General features: G+C 41.5%; 24 protein-coding genes and 1 riboswitch. Of the genes, 9 read left to right on the forward strand and 15 right to left on the reverse strand.

Going from position 1 to position 20,492, the window contains the following annotated elements; all coding sequences use genetic code 11:
• Nucleotides 1-9: 9 nt before the first annotated feature.
• The 7 genes from FQV28_RS10010 to FQV28_RS10040 all read right to left on the reverse strand — a co-directional run bounded on the left by FQV28_RS10010 (nucleotide 10) and on the right by FQV28_RS10040 (nucleotide 6,499).
• Nucleotides 10-1,281: a TRAP transporter large permease gene (locus tag FQV28_RS10010; protein ID WP_146496089.1), complete on the reverse strand. Its 1,272-nt coding sequence runs from the start codon at nucleotides 1,279-1,281 to the stop codon at nucleotides 10-12.
• Nucleotides 1,281-1,778, reverse strand: a complete 498-nt coding sequence (locus FQV28_RS10015) for a TRAP transporter small permease (RefSeq protein WP_146496091.1) — start codon at nucleotides 1,776-1,778, stop codon at nucleotides 1,281-1,283. Before FQV28_RS10015 ends, FQV28_RS10010 begins: the two co-directional genes overlap by 1 nt.
• Before the next feature lie 67 nt (nucleotides 1,779-1,845).
• The gene (locus tag FQV28_RS10020; protein ID WP_146496092.1) at nucleotides 1,846-2,850 is read right to left on the reverse strand and encodes a TRAP transporter substrate-binding protein; all 1,005 of its coding nucleotides are present in this window, start codon (nucleotides 2,848-2,850) and stop codon (nucleotides 1,846-1,848) included.
• Between the two features lie 50 nt (nucleotides 2,851-2,900).
• Nucleotides 2,901-3,911: an ureidoglycolate dehydrogenase gene (gene allD, locus FQV28_RS10025; protein WP_146496094.1), complete on the reverse strand. Its 1,011-nt coding sequence runs from the start codon at nucleotides 3,909-3,911 to the stop codon at nucleotides 2,901-2,903.
• Nucleotides 3,912-4,009: 98 nt separating this feature from the next.
• Complete coding sequence (locus tag FQV28_RS10030; RefSeq protein WP_146496096.1) at nucleotides 4,010-4,966, reverse strand: sugar kinase; 957 nt, start codon at nucleotides 4,964-4,966, stop codon at nucleotides 4,010-4,012.
• Nucleotides 4,967-4,986: 20 nt separating this feature from the next.
• A complete protein-coding gene (locus FQV28_RS10035; RefSeq protein ID WP_146496098.1) occupies nucleotides 4,987-5,991 on the reverse strand; it encodes a LacI family DNA-binding transcriptional regulator in 1,005 nt (334 codons plus the stop codon).
• A 217-nt stretch (nucleotides 5,992-6,208) separates the two neighbouring features.
• Nucleotides 6,209-6,499: a hypothetical protein gene (locus FQV28_RS10040; RefSeq protein ID WP_146496100.1), complete on the reverse strand. Its 291-nt coding sequence runs from the start codon at nucleotides 6,497-6,499 to the stop codon at nucleotides 6,209-6,211.
• A gap of 159 nt (nucleotides 6,500-6,658) precedes the next feature.
• On the opposite strand from FQV28_RS10040, the gene FQV28_RS10045 reads away from it, so the two are divergent.
• A complete protein-coding gene (locus tag FQV28_RS10045) occupies nucleotides 6,659-7,318 on the forward strand; it encodes an HAD family hydrolase (RefSeq protein WP_146496102.1) in 660 nt (219 codons plus the stop codon).
• A 45-nt stretch (nucleotides 7,319-7,363) separates the two neighbouring features.
• Here the strand turns inward: FQV28_RS10045 and FQV28_RS10050 are convergent, their stop codons facing one another.
• Nucleotides 7,364-7,969 (reverse strand): pyroglutamyl-peptidase I, encoded by a 606-nt coding sequence (locus FQV28_RS10050; protein WP_146496104.1) that lies wholly within the window; start codon nucleotides 7,967-7,969, stop codon nucleotides 7,364-7,366.
• A gap of 176 nt (nucleotides 7,970-8,145) precedes the next feature.
• On the opposite strand from FQV28_RS10050, the gene FQV28_RS10055 reads away from it, so the two are divergent.
• From FQV28_RS10055 to FQV28_RS10065, 3 genes are read left to right on the forward strand one after another with little or no spacing between them, the layout of a single operon-like run.
• Nucleotides 8,146-8,937, forward strand: coding sequence for an ABC transporter substrate-binding protein (locus FQV28_RS10055; RefSeq protein ID WP_146496106.1), 792 nt, complete (start codon nucleotides 8,146-8,148; stop codon nucleotides 8,935-8,937).
• Between the two features lie 34 nt (nucleotides 8,938-8,971).
• Nucleotides 8,972-9,631, forward strand: a complete 660-nt coding sequence (locus tag FQV28_RS10060; protein WP_146496108.1) for an amino acid ABC transporter permease — start codon at nucleotides 8,972-8,974, stop codon at nucleotides 9,629-9,631.
• Complete coding sequence (locus tag FQV28_RS10065; RefSeq protein ID WP_146496110.1) at nucleotides 9,624-10,346, forward strand: amino acid ABC transporter ATP-binding protein; 723 nt, start codon at nucleotides 9,624-9,626, stop codon at nucleotides 10,344-10,346. Before FQV28_RS10060 ends, FQV28_RS10065 begins: the two co-directional genes overlap by 8 nt.
• Before the next feature lie 23 nt (nucleotides 10,347-10,369).
• On the opposite strand, the gene FQV28_RS10070 is transcribed toward FQV28_RS10065, so the two are convergent.
• Nucleotides 10,370-11,170, reverse strand: coding sequence for a serine hydrolase (locus FQV28_RS10070; protein ID WP_146496112.1), 801 nt, complete (start codon nucleotides 11,168-11,170; stop codon nucleotides 10,370-10,372).
• Between the two features lie 163 nt (nucleotides 11,171-11,333).
• Between FQV28_RS10070 and FQV28_RS19210 the strand changes: the two genes are divergently transcribed.
• A complete protein-coding gene (locus tag FQV28_RS19210; protein WP_186763832.1) occupies nucleotides 11,334-11,504 on the forward strand; it encodes a hypothetical protein in 171 nt (56 codons plus the stop codon).
• Between the two features lie 85 nt (nucleotides 11,505-11,589).
• On the opposite strand, the gene FQV28_RS10075 is transcribed toward FQV28_RS19210, so the two are convergent.
• The gene (locus FQV28_RS10075; protein ID WP_146496114.1) at nucleotides 11,590-12,597 is read right to left on the reverse strand and encodes an LLM class flavin-dependent oxidoreductase; all 1,008 of its coding nucleotides are present in this window, start codon (nucleotides 12,595-12,597) and stop codon (nucleotides 11,590-11,592) included.
• Between the two features lie 453 nt (nucleotides 12,598-13,050).
• Between FQV28_RS10075 and FQV28_RS10080 the strand changes: the two genes are divergently transcribed.
• The 4 genes from FQV28_RS10080 (at nucleotide 13,051) to FQV28_RS10095 (ending at nucleotide 15,660) form a co-directional block, all read left to right on the forward strand.
• Nucleotides 13,051-13,266 (forward strand): hypothetical protein, encoded by a 216-nt coding sequence (locus FQV28_RS10080; protein ID WP_146496116.1) that lies wholly within the window; start codon nucleotides 13,051-13,053, stop codon nucleotides 13,264-13,266.
• A gap of 19 nt (nucleotides 13,267-13,285) precedes the next feature.
• A complete protein-coding gene (locus FQV28_RS10085) occupies nucleotides 13,286-13,714 on the forward strand; it encodes a hypothetical protein (RefSeq protein ID WP_146496118.1) in 429 nt (142 codons plus the stop codon).
• 113 nt (nucleotides 13,715-13,827) lie between these two features.
• Complete coding sequence (locus tag FQV28_RS10090) at nucleotides 13,828-14,190, forward strand: GNAT family N-acetyltransferase (RefSeq protein WP_146496120.1); 363 nt, start codon at nucleotides 13,828-13,830, stop codon at nucleotides 14,188-14,190.
• Between the two features lie 170 nt (nucleotides 14,191-14,360).
• Nucleotides 14,361-14,465, forward strand: a riboswitch (SAM riboswitch).
• An 88-nt stretch (nucleotides 14,466-14,553) separates the two neighbouring features.
• Nucleotides 14,554-15,660: a 5-methyltetrahydropteroyltriglutamate--homocysteine S-methyltransferase gene (locus FQV28_RS10095; RefSeq protein ID WP_146496122.1), complete on the forward strand. Its 1,107-nt coding sequence runs from the start codon at nucleotides 14,554-14,556 to the stop codon at nucleotides 15,658-15,660.
• 72 nt (nucleotides 15,661-15,732) lie between these two features.
• Here FQV28_RS10095 and ystJ read toward each other — a convergent pair whose 3' ends face one another.
• The 5 genes from ystJ to FQV28_RS10120 all read right to left on the reverse strand — a co-directional run bounded on the left by ystJ (nucleotide 15,733) and on the right by FQV28_RS10120 (nucleotide 20,399).
• Nucleotides 15,733-16,950: an NADP-dependent malic enzyme gene (ystJ, locus tag FQV28_RS10100; protein WP_146496124.1), complete on the reverse strand. Its 1,218-nt coding sequence runs from the start codon at nucleotides 16,948-16,950 to the stop codon at nucleotides 15,733-15,735.
• Nucleotides 16,951-17,162: 212 nt separating this feature from the next.
• Nucleotides 17,163-17,840 carry a hypothetical protein gene (locus FQV28_RS10105; protein WP_146496126.1) on the reverse strand — a complete coding sequence of 226 codons (678 nt, stop codon included), beginning with the start codon at nucleotides 17,838-17,840 and terminating at the stop codon, nucleotides 17,163-17,165.
• A gap of 120 nt (nucleotides 17,841-17,960) precedes the next feature.
• On the reverse strand, nucleotides 17,961-18,290 hold the full coding sequence (locus FQV28_RS10110) for a hypothetical protein (protein ID WP_146496127.1): 330 nt from the start codon (nucleotides 18,288-18,290) through the stop codon (nucleotides 17,961-17,963).
• Nucleotides 18,291-18,588: 298 nt separating this feature from the next.
• A complete protein-coding gene (locus tag FQV28_RS10115; protein ID WP_146496129.1) occupies nucleotides 18,589-19,170 on the reverse strand; it encodes a sugar transferase in 582 nt (193 codons plus the stop codon).
• A 38-nt stretch (nucleotides 19,171-19,208) separates the two neighbouring features.
• Nucleotides 19,209-20,399 (reverse strand): aminotransferase class I/II-fold pyridoxal phosphate-dependent enzyme, encoded by a 1,191-nt coding sequence (locus FQV28_RS10120; protein WP_146496131.1) that lies wholly within the window; start codon nucleotides 20,397-20,399, stop codon nucleotides 19,209-19,211.
• Nucleotides 20,400-20,492: the final 93 nt, after the last annotated feature.

Genomic DNA, 20,492 nt, shown 5'->3' on the forward strand with positions numbered 1-20,492 from the left:
ATGACCTCCTTATTCAAATAAACTTGGCAAGAACAATGTAATTTGCGGGATAAATGCAACCAGCATCAAAACGGCTAAGCTTACACCTAAAAATGGCAGAAGCTCTCTTGCTGTTTTCCCAATCGAAACTTTGCCGATCTGGGAAGCGACAAAGAGACAGACGCCGACCGGCGGCGTAACCAGTCCGATAACCAGATTCAATACCATCATGACTCCGAATTGGATAGGGTCCATGCCGACAGTAATTGCGACTGGCAGAAGAACCGGGAACAAAATAACCAGAGCCGCAATAGTTTCCATAAATGTTCCGACAAACAGCAAGAGCAAATTGATCAAAAGAATAACAATAATAGCATTTGTCGAAATACCTAAGATGGACTCTGCCACTAATTGAGGAATCTGTTCTCGCACCATAATCCAGCCGAAAAGGTTTGCAAATCCAACAAGCAGCATGATGGAAGCAGTGGCTGTCATAGATGACAACATAATCTCAGGTATTTTTTTGATTGGCAATTCTTTATATACAAAAATGCCGATAACAAAAGCGTAAAGAACGGAAACAACCGCTGCTTCAGTCGGTGTAAAGAAGCCTCCCAAAATTCCATAGAGTATGATGACAGTCATCAATATTGCCCAGAAGGCACCCATGAAACTTTTCCAGATCGTCTTTAGCGATTGCCGCTCGCCTTTGGGATAGTTACGTTTAACTGAAATAAAATAAGTTGGAATCATCAAACCGAGGCCTAAAAGAATGCCTGGAACTGCACCCGCCAAGAACAAGTCGCCAATCGATAACGAAGCAAGCGTCCCGACGATGATCATCGGCAAAGAAGGCGGGATAATCGGTCCTACTGTAGAAGAACTCGCCGTTACTGCTGCTGAAAACCCGGCTCCGTAGCCTTCTTTTTTCATTGCAGGTATTAAAATTGATCCGATGCTCGCAGTGTCGGCAAGAGCAGTTCCTGAAATTCCTGCAAATCCCATCGAAGCCCCTACGTTTGCAAGGCCAAGACCGCCACGGATATGGCCGAAAAGGTCATTGGCAAATTTGATGATGCGTTCTGTAATGCCTCCTGCATTCATCAAGTTGCCTGCCAGGATAAATCCTGGTATACAAAGCAAGACAAATGAATTCAAGCCGCCGAACATGCGCTGCGGGATGATATTGAGCGGTATATCAGCAAGGAAAAGATAAAGCAATGAGGCAAGCCCTAAGCTAAAAGCAACTGGGACTCCCAAAAAGATAAGTACAATAAAAGATAAAAACAGCATAGTTGCCATTAGTAATCATCGCCTCCAAAGTTCTGGCTGTAATCTTGCTTGTTTTTCAACAGGTCGATAATTTTTATCACTGCATAAAAAGCTATGAACACACTTAAAATCAGCAATGATGCATGGACCACCGACATTTGGAATGGCAATGTTGCCGATCTTTGGTTGCTGCCAAGCAACGTGAAGCCATAAGCTTCTCTTGCCATTACCAAGCTTAACAAAATAATTGTTAAATAAATAAGCACTTCATAGTATCTGCGGAAGTTATCAGGCATTTTATTGAGGAGCATGTCCACATTGATAAATTCATTTCGCATTAATGCTAAAGGGGCGCCAAAGCTTATTCCATAAAGAAATAAATAACGCGTCAATTCTTCCGTCCAGATAAATGAGAATGGAGCGAAACGAGAAATGATTTGAATTGTAACAACAATAATGACACCTGAGAAACTGGCAATCGTTAAGAAAGCGAGCGTCCGGTCTATCAATTTTCGGAACAGCGACATTCGATTTCACCCTTTCCTAATGGAAAGGCACGATTGGCTAATTAGCCAAAGGTGCCTTACTCACATATTATTCAACAGCTAAAATTTGGTTGTACAGTTCCAATTGTTCAGGTGTCAAAGCAGCTTCGACAGCAGGAGTCATCGCTTCACGGAATGCATCTTGGTCAACATCCACGAATTCCATTCCTTCATCCTGCAATTCCTGTTCAATCGTTGAAATTTCTGATTCATATAATTCTTCGCCATATGTTTGGGCTTCAGCAGCAGCATCTTGGACAACTTGCTTTAATTCATCTGAAAGCGCATTGTATTGTTCATTCCCTACCAAAATGTAAATCCATGAATATACGTGCTCTGTACGGTTTACGTAATCTTGGACTTCAGCCAATCCACCACTTTGGATCAAGTCGACCGGGTTTTCCTGCCCGTCAATAACCCCTTGCTGCAATCCAGTAAATACTTCATTGAAATCCATTACTTGCGGGGATGCGCCAGCAGCTTGCCAAACATCCAAGAACAACGGCACGTTCGGTACACGCATGCTGAACCCTGCCAAATCTTCCGGTGTTTCAATTGGTTCATTTGATGTTAGATTTCTTGGTGCGCGTGTATGGTAGTAAAGAGCAGTCAATCCCGCTTCATCGCTGATTTCTTGTTTGATCTGCTCACCAATTTCTCCTTCAACCACCGATTTAACATGCTCTAAATCACGGAAAGCATAAGGAACTGCCATCAATGCGGCGTTTGGAGCCCAGTTTTGCAAAGTTTCTCCAGAAATTACCATATCCGCACTTCCAGCTTGGATCGAGTTGATGGTATCTGTTTCTCCACCTAGCGAGTTGTTCGGGTAAATAGTGATTTCCATTTGTCCATCTGAGTTTGTTTCTACTAATTCCTCGAATTTTTGAGCTGTTTTATGCCAAATGTGGTTTTCGTCAGCCAAATGGCCGAACTCCCATTGGATGGTTTCTCCAGACCCAGAACCGCCTTCACTTTCACTTGCATTATCAGAACCGCATGCCCCTAAAACCAGAACCGAAGCGAAAATTCCTGTTAACCATTTCTTCTTCATGTTATTCTCCCCTTTAAATATAGTGTATTGCTTTATCACCACTCGAAAGCTTACGCTTTCAAGTAATTATACGTAGTAGCTGCAATTTGAACGCCCGTTTCCTTGTTTCGCTCTTCATTTCTTTGCTCGATTTCTCCAGGAACCAAGACGCTTGCAAAGCCTTCCGCCGGAGGAACTTCCCGTATTTCTTGGATCATTGCATCCATCTGCGTTAAAAAGTTTTCTTGATCTGTAAAGAAAGATGGGTTAATGGCACAAAAATAATGGCCAAGCTTTCTTTTTTTATCCAAATCATCATACATTTTATTGACATGTGGTCCAAAGGCCATCCCTGCCAGCAACCCGGAAAAGATGTCGACAATCATGGATAATCCCGATCCTTTAGGGCCGCCGAAAGGTGATAAAGAAACCACCTTTGCTGGATCGGTAACAGGAGCTCCTTGTTCATCCACCCCCCAGCCTAATGGAATTTCCTTGCCTTCTTCTTTATGCTGCAAGATTTTTCCTAAGGCCACATTTGATGTTGCCATATCTAAAATGAATGGTTTTTCCGATTTCGCAGGTACTCCGTATGCAATAGGGTTAGTTCCTAGAAAAGCCTCTTTACCGCCGAATGGCACAACGATTTTATCTGTATGGGTCATCGCGATGCCGATCAAATTATGTTTGGTCGCTTCTTGAACAAAATAGCTAAGTGCACCGCAGTGGCTGCTGTTCATAGCAGTCACCATTCCGACGCCGTTCTCCTTTGCCATTTCTATAGCATGGCCCATGGCTTTATCTGCTATCACATGCCCGAATCCGTCATCACCATCAACGATGCCGGTCACCGGACCAGTGGGTTTGAAAGAAATTTCCGGTTTCGGATTTATTCCCCCAGCCTCGAGCCGATTTATATAATGTTCTGTCCGCAAAGCCCCGTGGGAGTTAACCCCACGCAGATCGGCATGGATCAAGATTTGCGCCACTTTTGCAGCATGTTCAGCTGAGACCCCTGCTTTGATTAACTTTTTTTCAATTAAACTTTCGACTTCCTCAAAAGGCACTTTGACCGTAGCCATGACTTCTCCCCTATTCTAAGTTGGTCTATTGCTTACTATGGATTTGCTGTAATATATCAATAGGCAGTTAGAGCACCGTCAACACTGGCCACATTCAATCAGCGTTCCACAACTTTTTTGTTGCTGACAAAGTCTTGAACCTCTTCTAAATATGGAAGCCCTTCATTGTCTCCGGTCACGGTTGTGACTAGCGCTCCAACGCCGTTAGCAAAACGGAGCAAGTCTTCTTCGTTCAATTCGTTCAATATTCCATAAATATAACCCGCATCAAAACCGTCCCCTGCCCCAACCGTATCAATTGGCGTAACGGCAAATCCTGGCGATTCAGTCCATCGGCCGCTTCTAAACAATTTCGATCCCTTTTCGCCATCTTTAATGACAAAATCACGAATACCAAAATTCTCTACGTATTCTACTAATTCTTCAATCGTTTGCTTGCCTGAAATCATTTGGATTTCATCAAGCCCCGTCAGTAAAATATCGACTTCCGGGAAAACGGTTTCATAAGCTTGTCTGGCTTTTTCGATACTCCAAAGCTTAAGCCGGATGTTCGGGTCAAAAGAAATAAGAATTCCTTTTTGTTTGGCGAGTTTGATTATTTTTTGTGCGATGAGCAAATTCTTTTCGGCAATTGCCAAGTAAACACCAGTCAAGTGCACTACATCTATACCATCGAGCATTTCTTCTGAGATATCTTCTTCTTTAAGTTCAACAATAGGTGATGGGTTTCGGTAGTAATAAGTTTTTCCAGCACCACTTGCATGTATTTCTTTGAAATTTAATGATGTTGGTATTCCTTCAATAAATTCGACTGCTGAAACATCAATACCTTCTCCGCGTGCAAAATTATAAATTACTTTTCCGAATTCATCTTTTCCAAGGCGGCTGATCCATCTGCTTTTCAAACCTAAACGAGCGCATCCGATTGCAAAATTCATTTCAGCTCCGCCAACTTTTCGCTCGAATTGGTCAACATAGCGCAATGGCCCTGTTGTTTTTGGGTTCATCGTAATCATGGCATCCCCAATTGTTAACACACCAAATTCCTTAGGCAAATTGTTCCCCTCCAGTGACTTTATATTGACTCTCTTTCGATTAAAACAGGTGGGTACCTGCGCTCTTCATAGACTTCATCGACTTTTTTGCTTCCGATCATCCGCAGCAGCATTTCAGCTGCATCTTTTCCCATATCAAAAGTTGGTTGTTTGATCACCGAGATAGGGGTAGTGGCAATTTCCAGAAAAGGCGAATCATCTATTGTAATAATGCTAATATCTTCTGGTATAGCTAGGTTATTTTTTTTAACGAACTTTAGTAGTTCAATCAGCGCCAAATCATTGGTGGCAAAAAAAGCATTAGGACGATTTTCCATTTTCCATAGAGCTTCTAAATTTTTTTCAATCAAGTGGCGTTCTTCTGCAACTATCCAATCCGCTTCACCGGTTAGTCCATTTAGCGATAACGCACTTTTATATCCGTTTATTCGCTCAACTCGGGGTGTTACCTTTTGAGCTATGGATGTCGATACGAGACCGATTTTATTCCTGCCTTTTTCGACCAGCTTTTCAATAGCTATTTTAGAAGCGCTTACATTATCGAGCAAAATCGTCGGGTAAATCGGTTCATCTATCATTCTGTCGACAAATACAATAGGAAATGCTTCTCTTTTCAACTGCTTATAATATTCCTGATTGCCATCTGTAGGGAAGATAATCAGGCCATCCACTTGCTTTGCCAAAAGCATATTAATGTAAAGCCGTTCTTTTTCTGGTTGATCATCCGCATTGCAGACAAATAAATGACAGCTATTTCTTTCACAGACATCTTCTATTGCCCGAATGATCTCTGTCGAGAAAGTGTGCAGGATATTCGCAACGATCACGCCAATCGTACCGGATCTTTTTTGCTTCAAACTTTTTGCTACATGGTTGGGTATATAGCCAAGTTCTTTAATCGCTTCTTCCACTCTCAATTTGGTCGAAACACCCATAAACTCATACCGGTTGTTTATATATTGTGAGACCGTACTTTTTGAAACACCTGCTTTTAACGCTACGTCTTGCATAGTTATTTTTTTCATGGGCTCTCCTCACAAAACCGGTTTAGTAAATCGATTTAGTAAAATCTTAAATGAAAGCCTTTTCAAAGTCAATGGCTTATTTGCAAAAAAATAATGTTTTGAAAGATTGCAATTTTTCACACCCTTAAACTGGAAACTATCTACAAGAAGAAACACGAAATGATGGAGCTTCTCCCGAACAAAAAAACCGTTCAAGCTTCAGCTCGAACGGTCTCCTTTATTCTTGGTTGGATGATTTTATTCGGTATCGCGAATCATTTTCAAGTTTGTTGAATATCTCGATATACCGTTCAGTCGGACCGTCAATTTCCTCTGGCGCTTCTTCTGCCAACACATCTGCTAAAGGCTTAAACTCCGGTTCAATAATCCGGGAATCAAAGTCATTCATCAAAATTTGAAGATCGCTGTAATTTTCTACTTCCTTATCTTTTTTCACTTCTTGGAAAAGTCGGTCACTTTCTTCTTCTGTCAGCTCCACGTACCCTACTGTAATTCGCTGTTTATGCATGGTTCATCCTCCTAGTTCTGATGCTGGCTAATTTTCTTTTCTATACCCAAAGGAAGAAGTTGGATAAACCTGGCAGCATATATAGCAATGACTAGCTGAGACTCCCCTTTTTAGATATGATGAGATCAAGAGAATTTTTGAAGAACTGGAGTGATAAAAATGCGCGTTGCCATATTTGATTTTGATGGAACTTTATATTCAAAAGAAACTTTTCAATTGATGATGGACCATTTGAAGCATCATCCTGAGTACAGTAGCCGCTATCGCCAATTTTTCCGATCCATTTTGCCTCCTTATATTGGCAGCAAGCTGAAAATTTACTCCGAAAAGAAAATGCGAGCGCGTTCTGTCCAAGCCTATTTAGAAGCCCTTGAGACTTTTTCCCAAAACGATCTGGAAAACTTTTTTGGAGAAATTGCCGCTAAAATGCACGGAGACATGAACCAGCATGTGGTCGAGCGGCTTAAGGAGCACGTCGCAAACGATGATTATGTAATGCTTGTTTCAGGCGCATTCACACCTCTTTTATATGCCGCAACTCAGCAGATGCCTATCAGAACGATCATTGGCACTGAAATTCCGTATAAAAACAATGTGTTGGATCACAAGGCTTCTATTTCACACATACAAGGCCCCTTAAAAACTGAAAAAATAAAAGAGATTCTAAAAGGAAAAGATATCGATTGGAAAAATAGCTTTGCCTATGGCGACAGCCATTCTGATCTGCCTGTCTTGGAACTTGTCGGCCATCCTGTAGCTGTTCAGCCTGAGCCACGCCTCCTTACTGTAGCAAAGCAGCGTAATTGGGAAATTTTATAAAAAATAAAAAAGAGCGCTGCAATGTACTGCAGCGCTCTTTTTGTTCTATTCGCTTAAAGCTTCTATGCAAATCCTTACACCGAGTACTAAGTCATCGTGGGACCAACTCGGAATCCGTCCGTGCTGAATCGCTAATTCATGGGAAGCCGGAATATGGAGAAAGCCTGATGGCATACCCGGATTACGGGTTTTAGCATAATGCAAGCCCTCATACATTACATTATTGCATAAATATGCACCAGCAGTGTTTGATATCTCAGCAGGCAAGTTATTTTCTATTAGCCGTTCCACCATTTTGCGGATAGGCAGAGTTGATAGATACCCCGGCTCCCCTTCCTCCTTGATCGGTTCATCCACTGGTTTATAGCCCTCGTTGTCTACAGGGCCATCTTTGAAGTTGATGGCTATCCGTTCGGGCGTCATTTTATAGCGGCCTGCAGCCAAGCCGAGCGAAATGACGGCATCTGGCTTTATTTTTTCTATAAAGCTTAAAAGTTTAGCACCGGAAGATCCAAAATCAACAGGCATTATTTTGCCGATTATGGTATATCCCCCGATTTCCATTCCATCCAACTCTTCAACTATTTTCATCGTTGGATTTACTGTAAAATCCAAAAAAGGCTCAAATCCTGTCAGCAATAACTTCTTCACATTATCTCCTCCTACTTTATCCCATTATACGACGTTTTTTTACCAAATATCCAGAATTTATTTAATTTATAAAAAACGGTTTTCTCGCATAAATAATCTTCACAAATGAATATATATCTGTTAAAATTCATTTTATCGAATAAATATCCATAAATATATTATTGGGGGAAAAACAAATGAAAAAGAATAATACCTTTATCGCAATGTGTGCATCACTCGCTTTACTTTTGGGGGCCTGTGGCAGCGCAGAAGAAAGCCAATCAAGTTCTGGCGGCTCTTCAGAGGAAAAAGTATTGGAAATGGCTACTTCAGCAGATTTTGCACCCTTTGAATCACGTAATCCTGAAGGCGAATTTGTCGGTTTTGATATTGACCTCGCGAATCATATAGCAGACGAACTTGGCTACGAATTGAAAATTACAGATATGAAATTTGACGGATTGATCGGTGCTTTACAAAATAACCGGGTGGATATGGTGTTATCAGGAATGTCAGCAACTGACGAACGCAAAGAAAACGTTGACTTCTCTACCGAATACAACCGTTCAGGTGAAATCTTTATTACTACAAAAGATTCTTCCATCAAATCTCTGGAAGATTTGGAAGGCAAGACGCTTGGAGTCCAGCTTGGCTCTATTCAAGAAGAAGGCGCTAACCAAATCAAAGCAGATGAAGGGATTAACTTCGAGATAAAAGCACTGGATGAATCGGGCGCTTTAATCCAAGAACTTTTGAGCAACCGCGTCGATGCAGTTTATATGGACAAGGCAGCAGGGCTCGGTTATACAGAAGCTCAGGATTTGGCCCATTTTGATGATCCAACAACAAGTTCACCCGGTATGGCTGTTGCTTTCCCTAAAGGCAGCGAATTAGTGGATGATGTCAATGAAGTCTTGAAAAAAGCGGAAGAAAGCGGCAAACTTCAAGAACTGAAAGACAAATGGCTTTCAGAAGAATTGACTGAATAACCATCATTATAATTTCGGAAAAGAGATGTAAACTATGAATTTGGATTTTTCGCAAATGGTGCCCTATATCCCTTTCATGCTTGAAGGGATTTGGGTTACATTAAAATTTGTTTTTTTCGCCATTATTCTGGGAGCCATTTTCGGCACCCTTTTGGCGCTTTGTAAAATCAGCCATATCAAACCGTTAAGATGGGCTGCAGACGCGTATACTTCTGTATTCCGTGGAACGCCGCTCATTTTGCAGTTGATGATTATTTACTATGCGGTTCCGCAATTGACGGGCTATGATATCGACGCATTTTTAGCTGCCATTTTGGCATTCGGGCTAAACTCATCGGCCTACATTTCAGAAATTATCCGCGCTGGAATCCAGGCAGTTGATAAAGGGCAGATGGAAGCCGCCCATGCTCTTGGAATCCCTTATCGGGCGATGATGAAAGACATTATTTTGCCGCAGGCTTTAAAAAACATCCTGCCTGCATTGATGAACGAATTTATCACGTTAACAAAAGAATCCGCCATCGTATCGACCATTGGCTATTTGGATTTGATGCGCCGTGCACAAGTGGTCGGGGCTGATCTGTTCCGCAATTTCGAACCGCTGCTCTTTGTCGGCGTCATCTACTGGTGTCTCGTCATGGGGTTAACAGTAATCGGCAGAATGTTCGAACGGAGGCTGAAAAAGAGTGATTAAGGTAGAAAAGCTGCACAAAAGTTTTGGCAATCATGAAGTATTGAAAGATATTACAACTGAAATAAAAAAAGGCCAAGTGGTATCGATTATCGGGCCTTCGGGATCCGGAAAATCAACCTTTCTTCGCTGCTTGAATCTGCTTGAAACACCTACATCCGGAACCATCTTGATTGGTGGACAAAACTTGATGGAATCTAAAAAAGATAACCAAAAAATCCGCCAGCAAATCGGGATGGTTTTTCAGCATTTTCATTTGTTTCCTCATATGACAGTTCTTGAGAACTTGACTTATGCGCCGATTAAAGTAAAAGGCGAAAAAAAATCGGTCGCTGAAGAAAAGGCACGCGTTTTGTTGAAGCGTGTCGGCTTATCCCCTAAAGAAAAAGCCTATCCCAGCAGTTTGTCCGGCGGCCAAAAACAACGTGTCGCCATTGCACGGGCGCTTGCGATGGAACCGGAACTAATGCTTTTTGATGAACCGACCTCTGCACTCGATCCTGAAATGGTTAAGGAAGTGCTTGATGTTATGAAAGATCTAGCGAAATCGGGAATGACGATGGCAGTTGTCACCCACGAAATGGGTTTTGCCCGTGAAGTGGCAGACCGCGTTTTGTTTTTAGATCATGGCGTATTGGTGGAAGAAGGCAATCCGGTAGAATTCTTCAATAACCCTAGAACCGACCGTGCCCGAGATTTTCTTGAAAAAGTGTTATAAAAAATTCCCGCTAAAGCAAACGCTTAGCGGGTTTTATCTGTTTCGTGCAAGTATTCATATACATACCAGCCAATGTCCGCAATGATTTCCTGTCCCGTATGGTTGTCAGGCAAGTTGTCCAGCAAGACTGCAGCATACACTTTCATGCCTCTGTACTCAAATATGCCAACGTCATTCACCACGCCTTCCAAACTTCCCGATTTACTTGCGATTATCACTTCACTGTTTTCATCAAAGCGGCCATGTAAATTGGCCACAAATTGCTGCTGGCTTAATGCATGTTTGACTTGCTGTTTGCTTTCTTCCGATAGTATTTTTCCTGTTTCCGCTTCTTTTAGGAAAAGAACCATGTCCCTGGCAGAAGTATAATTATCAAGCCCTTTTTCAGCCGCTTCGAAATCCATAAATTGACGCCCTAATATTGTGTTTGTGCATCCAAGCACTTCAGAAAGCCTATTGATTTTTTCAATGCTTAAATGCTTGATCGCCAAGTTAGAAGCCGTGTTGTCCGACACAATGGTCATAAGCATTAATATATCTGGCAGCGATAATTCATGGACTGAAGTCAAATCGGCTAAAACTCCGCTTCCTCCAACCAAGTCCTTTTCGCTCCAGACAATTCCAACCTTAGCGTTGATTTCACCGTTGTCAATTTGCCGATAGCCTTCAATTAATATGGGCAACTTGATAACACTTGCAGCCCGCATTTTTTTGTCAGGATTGATGCTTATGGATTGTCCTTCCGTTTCAATGAACATACTATAATTGCTATCAACATTTAAAAGCCGTTCTTCAATTTTCTTTTTTAATGTTGTAAACGCCATTTCTCACCCTCATTTCCTAATTATGTAGTTCGACAAGTGAAAATAAAATCCTTCAAGCTTATCCACTTTAAAATTATTTAATAATTCCGTATAATAAGTTTAGATAGAGATTGCCTTCCTTCTGCACAGCTTTTACGCAATTCACACAAGGAGGTTATCAATTATGGATCGTGCACGTGCATTCCCAAAAGAAGTTGTCCGTCAACTAGACGAAGACTACATTGCTGCCCTCAATATGATTGGCGAAGGCGGGCCTGAATATGCGGCTGTCGAGGAAGACGATTTTCTGGAAGAAAACAAACGTGAAGAAGCAAAGGCAAAAAATCTTCAATAATATCTGACTCCCTCACCTTCTATTTATAGAAGGTGTTTTTCATGGCAGGAAAAATCCCTCGCTCTAAAGAGCGGGGGATTTGATGTTATTCCATTAATTCTGCCACTATTTCATAAGAGCGCAGACGGTCTTCTTGATGATAAATTTGAGAGTTGATGATTACTTCATTGGCTCTCGTTTTCAAGATGAAGTTTCTCAATTTTTCTCGAACCACATCCGGAGTTCCGACAATCATTGATTCTGTTTCTAATTTTTCATGAAACATTGAAATTTCCCGTTCTGACCATACATCCTCTAATCGGTCAATCGGCGCTTTCAACATAGTCGGCATTCCTCGCATAAGCGAGAACATTTGCTGCTGCTGTGAAGTCGCCAGCCATTCCGCACGTTCTTGCGAATCAGCCGCAATAACATTGACCCCAACCATTGCATATGGTTCTTTTAATACAGCAGATGGTTTGAAATTTTGATGATAAAGCTGCAGCGCTTGCATGGTATAATCCGGTGCAAAATGGCTTGCAAATGAAAATGGCAATCCTTTGAAAGCTGCAAGTTGTGCACTAAATCCGCTCGAACCTAACAGCCAAAGTGGAATGTTCAAACCAACTCCTGGATAAGCCCGAACACGAGCTGACGTGTTGTCGGAAAAATACTCTTCAAGTTCTGCCACTTGCTCCGGGAAATCATCCCCGCTGCTCTGCAGCGTTCTGCGGAGTGCGTAGGCTGTTGCCTGGTCACTTCCTGGCGCACGCCCTAAACCTAAGTCGATTCTGCCTGGATAAAGGGTTTCGAGCGTACCAAATTGTTCAGCAATTACTAACGGCGCATGGTTGGGCAACATGATGCCCCCCGAACCGACACGTATGGTCTCTGTGGCTCCCGCAATATGACCGATTAAAACCGCTGTTGCAGAACTGCCTATGCCAGGCATATTATGGTGTTCAGCAAGCCAGTAACGGGTAAACCCCCATCCCTCTACATGCTGCGCAAGCTCAGCGCTGTTTTTAAACGATTGCGCCGCATCGCTTCCTTCATTTACCGGAGCCAGATCAAGAACCGATAAAGGTATATGTTCAAATTTCTTAGTTTGCATCTTCTTCACTCCTTGTATGTTCCATTGTAGCGATTTTTCCATTTGGATACATGTATTATGCTTATGGTGTACATTAAAATATATATAAAAGTATTATAAAAATTGAAATAAATTTATATACTTTTTGATAAAAATCGATTATGCTAAAGGTCAATGGAAAACACTAGCGTTTCCAATTGCATCCGAATCCAAAAATAAACGTTAAATTTAAAACTTAATCCCTTATATTACTAAAGTTTATAGCATTTGGTCGCATGTTGCAGACAATAGTGCTGCTAACAAAGCCGAAAAGAATCCTCTCAAATAGAGCTCTTTTCGGTTTTTGTCGTTTACCATGTTATTTTCTTTTTCAACAACTGTATTTGGGAATTTGTTAGTCCGTTCATACAAGCATTAATAATTTAAGAATTTGTAAAACAGCTTATTTCTTCACAAAGAAAGGAAGCGATCGCTTTGAATTACTTCGTAGACCATAAGAAAAAGCGAATCCATAAGAGGCAATATGCTGGAGATCGCTGTGGATTTGTAGGGACTCCCACGGATAAAAGAGAGTTTATCGATTGTGAGAAGTATATCGAGCAGCTGGAAAAAGAGGAATCTTATGAAAAATGCCCGTATTGCCAATCGCTTCAATTAACCGTTAAAGCGCACTCAAATGTACAAGCATAGTTGAAAGGAGAACAGAGGCATGCCTGAAAAAGAACGGATCACTCAAACCGCTGCAAAAGTCGCTGAATTGATGCAAGCAAGTTTTAACTTACAAGCCCAAAAATGCCAACTCATCATAAATCGGACATTCGATATTTTGGTAGACCAAGCACTCCTCACTTGCACATTGGACTCAGCCATTTCATTTGAGGAATTGGCAGACAACGGAAACGCCCACAACAAAGCCGAAATCCTTCTTTTGCCTGAAGAACTTCTTGCTTTCTCCTTTACATTAAAAGAACATGCCATTCCTCTGCCTGCTGACTGCCACCAGAAATTGACGGCAAACCTTCGGCTCATATCGTACCGCATTGAAACAATGGAGCCTCCTGAACATTTCGCCAGCCGCCTTTCAGCAGCGTTTAAAACGATAGAGCCTCTCGAAAACCATATAATATCGCTTTACTGACAAATAATTTTCTTCGAGTTTTTATGTTTATTCCGAAAAAAATCGGGAATACTTTGTATTGGTTATAATGACAACGGGATGAAACCTCTTGAGATGGAGATGAACGTTCAATTATGTTGGTTCGATATAAGAAATCATGTGAAAAAATCGCTATGGGATTGTTATCTTTTATGCCCAAAGAGCGAGAACTGAAAAAGCTAAAAGAAACGATGAATATATATCAAACAAATCCAAATTGGCACCTATTCCTTTGGAAAGAAGGAGAAGCATTTGTTGGCTTAGTCGGTATTGAAGTAGCTGATGGCCATTTTACGCTTCAGCATATTTCCGTAAACCCATCTTTCCATGGCGAAGGAATCGGCCACGCCATGGTAGAAAAAATCCAGCAATTAATGCCGGCCCAGCAAATGCGCGGCACAACGTGTACCGAGGCCTTCTTGAAAAAATGTTCTGAAGCAAAATTAGCGTTAATATAATCTATTTCTTTTAAAAGGCTCCATTTTCAATGGAGCCTTTTCTCATTCGGCAAGCCAGGAATCCATCAAATAAATTAAGTTTTTGTACTATTTCAATTCTTCTATTGCACTTTTCAACAATATACTTTAAGCTTAAATATATTAAGTACACAGACAATTTCATAGCTTATTTCTTATCAAGAGAGACGGAGGGATTTGGCCCGGTGAAGTCTCAGCAACCAGCCTGAATAGGCCACGGTGCTAATTCCAATAGGCGTATGCCTAGAAGATGAGAAGGACGCTTACCGTAACAGGGGCTTTCTTCTTTTGAAGAAAGCCCCTGTTTTGTCTTTGTAAACCTAAAAAAGAAAGTAGGAATCTTTCATGACTGTTATCGTCACTCAAGCACCATTCAAAGCAGACCACGTAGGAAGTTTGCTCCGCCCAGATTCAATACATAAAGCTCGGAAGGAATTTAAAGAAGGCACCATTTCAGCAGAACAATTGCGGGAAGTGGAAACAAGAGAAATCAAACGGATTGTTGACAAGCAAATTGAAGTCGGCCTTCAAGCCGTAACGGATGGCGAATTCCGCCGTACTTTTTGGCATACAGACTTTATGGCTCACATCAATGGGTTTGAGGGATATACTCCTGACCACGGTTACAGATTTAAACATGTTGAAACGGAAGCGTACGATGTACGGAATATCGGAAAAATCTCTTTCTCTCCGGATCACCCTTTTGTTAAAGATTTTATTGAATTTAAAGAAATTGTCGCAGACCGAGCCGTCGCAAAACTGACAATTCCAAGCCCTAACCAATTTTTCAATGAAGGCATTCGAGACGTTAGCTTATATCCGGATATCGAAGTATATGCACAAGACGTGATTCAGGCATACCGAGATGCTATCAAAACTTTCTACGATGCAGGCGCTCGCTATATCCAGTTGGATGACGTTTACATTGCCGGGCTTTCTTCGCCTGATATTCCTTTTAACGACAAGCAGTATTCACGCGAATACTTGATCGATTTGGCATTGCGGGTAGCTAACGGCGTACTGGAAGGAAAGCCTGAAGACTTGAGCGTGACTACGCATCTCTGCCGCGGCAACTACCAATCCGACTGGGCTTTTGAAGGAAGCTATGCACTGATAGCACCGACGTTGTTTGCAAAAGAACAAGTTGATGGCTTTTTCCTGGAATATGACGACGAACGCTCTGGCAGCTTCCAGCCTCTTGAACATGTCCCTAAAGGTGGCGCCAAAGTGGTTCTTGGAGTTTTCACTTCGAAACACGGTGAATTGGAAGACAAAGAACTAATCAAATCCCGCGTAAAGGAAGCAAGCCAGTTTGTGCCGCTTGAACAAATTTGTTTGTCGCCGCAATGCGGATTCGCTTCAACGCACCATGGCAATCTTCTGACAGAAGAGCAGCAATGGAATAAATTAAAATACATCGTCGACCTTTCTAAAGAAATTTTGAACGGATAAAGAAAAAATCCCTTTTCACTACGAAAAGGGATTTTTTTCTTTATTAGTGAAAGCCCATCAGTCCTGTTTGTTTTAAGTTTGAAGCGGCTGTGCTACTGTTTCGAAAGAATGCCGGTTTCTCGCAACGCCACTTGCTACGGCGGCTTTGGCAACCGCTTCTGCAACTGCTGGCGCTACACGCGCATCGAATGGCGGTGGAATGATAAAATCTTCGCGAATTTCCTGATCGTTCAATAATTCGGCAATGGCTTCGACCGCAGCAATTTTCATAGCGTCGTTGATGTCGCTTGCCTGCACGTCAAGCGCTCCTCTGAATATCCCTGGAAAAGCCAATACATTATTGACTTGGTTGGGAAAATCCGAACGCCCTGTACCAACCACTTTTGCGCCCGCTTCTTTCGCAAGATGAGGCAAAATTTCAGGATTCGGATTGGCCATGGCAAAAATAATTGAATCTTTGTTCATCGATTTGACCATTTCAGGTTTCAAGGCACCTTCAGCCGACACCCCGATGAAAACGTCAGTTCCTTGGATAACTTCATCCAATAAACCCTTCTTCTTCTCACGATTTGTCATTCTGCCGATTTCTTCTTTATATGGGTTCATTCCATAGGTTCTCCCTTCAAAAATCGCGCCTTTCGTATCGCACATTACCATATCGGAAAAACCGTAGGAATGCAGAAGTTTGACGACTGCAATGCCGGCTGCCCCCGCTCCGTTCACTACCACTTTCGTCCCGGCTACTTTCCGCTTTGTCAGCTTTAACGCGTTAACAAGTCCAGCAAGTGTGACTATCGCTGTTCCATGCTGATCGTCGTGGAACACAGGAATATTCATCTCCTCTTTCAAGCGCTGCTCAATGATGAAACATGCTGGGGCTGAAATATCTTCTAAGTTCACTCCGCCAAATCCCGGTTCCAGCATTTTAACTGTTTGGATGATGGTTTCCGGATCCGTTGTATCAAGACAGATCGGGAATGCATCCACACCCGCAAAGGTTTTGAAAAGCAGCGCCTTCCCCTCCATGACCGGCAATGCCGCTGCTGGCCCTATATTGCCGAGCCCAAGGACTGCCGTACCGTCTGTCACAACGGCTACCGTATTTCCTTTCATCGTATATTCGTAAACTTTTTCCGGTTCTTCGGCAATTTCCTTGCATGGTTCTGCAACGCCAGGAGAATAGGCCAAGCTTAAATCACTCTGATTCTTTACTGCCACTTTCGAACGAACTTCTAATTTCCCTTGATGCTTGCGATGCAGTTGAAGAGAATCGTTTTTCAAATTAGACATTGCCTCATCTCCCTTTTTCATATTTGTCTATTATAACGAATAAAATCAGAAATAAAAGATAATTTACAAATTTTTTAAACTTTTCAGACTTTAGTATGAGACATATAAAAGCCAGGTCAATAATTGGGCTTTCCATCTTGCCGATATTTTTTCTTCTATTATTTTATTCACCACAAAACCCGCACAAAGCTGCGCGGGTACACTTTTCTTCTCTATTGTTTTTTAATGGATTCGAGGCTTGATGTGACCTTGAAAGTGTTTTTTCCTTCTTTCATGATGAATTCGCGTTTCACTTCACCAAAGCCTTTCACAAAATACGTTCTGTTAATAGCGCCATCTTTGCTTTTGCTCTCAAACACTATAGCTTTTTTGAATTTTTTGTAGGGAGTTGAAACAGCAGCATCTGTATTTACAATCTTGCGGCCATCTACGGTTTCCCCCTTTTTAATCGGGAATTTCAAGTAGACGGAAATCGGCTTTAACGCTCGTAATTGTTTTACTGTCGGATTATATTCTTTATAAAACTCCGCTTCCCATTTGACTAGTTCAACTCGGTTTTTGCTTAGGCGGTAAACCCGCAATACGACCGTTCCTCCATTATCTTCATAAAGCGCCACATGATTTTCTTTCAAATATTCTGTGCGGATAGTGAGATCAGCATATTCATTTCCTTTGCCTTCAAAATGGGCGGTTGTTCCATCTTTCATAAAATAGTCATACGCTTGAAGGCGATGAGATTTCTTGGCCACTGTGCCGATATCATTGCTGGCTGGCTGAACTGCTGCTGTGGAAACATCTGTTTTTGCCACTGACGCCGCTGAAGGCATGCCGACAAAAGCACTTAAAAACAAGACGACTACTAAAATGCCTGCTTTCATCAAATGTTTCATTTTTCCCCGCTCCTTTTTCAAAGTAGACGTATACCAATAAACCGGAGTTACACAAAAAATGATGAATTATAAAATAAAAAACTTGGCACCAAAGCAAAAATTCTTTGATGCCAAGCGCCTTTACATATGCAGCGACTTATCGTAGATCGGTTTCACATGAAGCTTATAATGTTTTTGCACTTCTTTAAAATCGTAAATGCGGCCTTCACTCTCTGAACTTTCAAGCCGTTCAATGTGTTCTTCAGCCAAGTCAGCCAAGTATTTTCCGATTGCCACTTTGTTTGGATACTTTTCTTTCACTTTCGCAATCAACGATTCATCCAGCATTTGGTTGAACGCGTAATAAACCGCCACATTGATAACTGTCAGCTCCTCTCCAGACGCATTAGAAATGATGTAATAATTTCCAAACTTATCTTTCAATAAATCCCTTTTCGCCTGAATATCCACAGTAATCTCCTCCTTTGATCTCTTTTCTCTTTTACCCGTTTTTTTATAGAATTAGACCTGGCGAAAATTTTACTAAACCGCATTTTCTGAAAAACAAGTGAAAGCAGAATGTGGAGCTTCATAGATAAATTGTTTTTGGCACTTTAGCGTTCTCAAGATTTAAAGAATCTTGAAGACTCATTTCATATAATCTATAGCGTTTCGTCTTTTTTAAACACATTAGCAGCTAAAAAAATAACCTGTATAGAAAAATATCTACACAGGACAAAGAACTTTATTCTTTTATCAGACTGTGTGGTTATTCGAAATCAACCCGTACACTTTCAGTTTTCATCACATACCGAACTGTCCACAAAAGAACTTTCATATCCAATTGAAAACTCCTATTTCTCACATAATAAGAATCAAAAGCCACTTTTTCAAAATTAGAAATAAAATCGTGTCCTTTCACTTGAGTAAAGCCTGTGAGGCCTGGCACCAAATTGTTCACACCCATTTCTTCCCGCATTCGAATGAGTTCGTATTGGTCATAAGGCGCGGGTCGCGGACCAACAAAAGACATCTCGCCACACAGTATATTCATAAGTTGAGGCAATTCGTCCAAGCTTGTTTTGCGCAGCCACCTGCCATACCGTGTAACATCATCTTTCATGTTTAAAGGGTTCTCTGTTGATCCATCAAGCGTATGCAAATTCATCGTGCGGAACTTGTAGATTTCGAATGTTTTACCTTCCTTGCCAATCCGTTTTTCCCGGAACAAAACAGGGCCATTAGAGTCCACTTTAATAATAAGCGCTATAGTAAAAAAAAGTGGACTGAGGAGAGTGAGTGCAATCAATGATATGCAAAGATCAAATACCCTTTTAGAGATTCCATACATTTTATCCTCTCCCAATAATAGAAATAAATGCGTTCATCTCAGGAGAATAATTTTTTCAGATTGTTTATTACTCGATCTTGATGCGCCTTGCTCAAACTCGAACTAGAAGGAAGGCATAGTCCTTGCTCAAACAGTACATCACTAGTCGGTTTTTCATCTCCTGCTGTGAAAAATAAACAGTCTTTGAAAATCGGCTGCTGATGCAACGGTTTCCAGACATGGCGCGTTTCAATATTTTCGGCACTTAATGCAGACATGACGTCGCTTGGTGTCACTGAAGACAAATGGGGATCTATTGTCAGAACGGACAACCACCTGTTGGAATAAGTTCCTTCAAGTTCAGGCTGGAATTTTATAGCCCTAATTCCGCTTAATCCCTCTTCATATGCCCTATAGACGCTCCTTCTTGCGGCAACTCGGTCTTCTATGACTTCCAACTGCGCCCTTCCAATCCCTGCTAGGATATTACTCATGCGATAGTTAAAGCCTATTTTGCTATGTTGGTAATAAGGAGCTGGATCTTTTGCTTGAGATGCCAAGAACTTTGTGTATTCAATTGCATTTAAATCGTTCGAAACAAGCATGCCTCCGCCTGAAGTTGTAATAATTTTGTTTCCATTAAAAGAAAAGACGCCGAATTTTCCTAAGGTTCCACTTTTCTTCCCTTTATATGTTGACCCTAAAGACTCTGCCGCATCTTCGATAACCGGCACTTCATACTCATCGCATATTGCAAGCAATTCGTCCATTTTGGCACTTTGGCCATATAAATTCACGACAATAACAGCTTTTGGGATTTTCCCTTTTCTAGCAACCTGCTCAAACGCTTTTCGCAAAGCTATAGGAGACATATTCCAGGTTTCATCTTCCGAATCAATGAATACTGGCTCAGCTCCAACATAAAAGATGGGGTTAGCACTTGCTGCAAAAGTTAAGCTCGAACAAAACACCAGATCCCCTTTGCCTATACCGAGCAGCTGCAAAGAGAGGTGGATGGCTGCAGTCCCAGAAGAAAGTGCCGCTCCGCCTTTTACTCCAACATACGCTGCAAGTTCTTGTTCAAAGTGATTGATATTCGGACCGATAGGAGCAATCCAGTTTGTATCGAAAGCTTCATTGATGTATTTTTTTTCTTTTCCTGTCATATGAGGAATTGATAAGGAGATATGTTCTTTGGTTTCGCTTTTAGATATATAGATTGTTTTTTGATCTATCGGCAATAGTTTCATAATACATCCCTCAAGTCATTTTTCATTTTTTTCTCTCCTTCATAGTCATTTGGGCAAATCGTATTGATGATTTAAAAATCATTAAGTCAGTTA

Source organism: Planomicrobium sp. CPCC 101079 (assembly GCF_007859275.1).
GTDB lineage: Bacteria > Bacillota > Bacilli > Bacillales_A > Planococcaceae > Planococcus.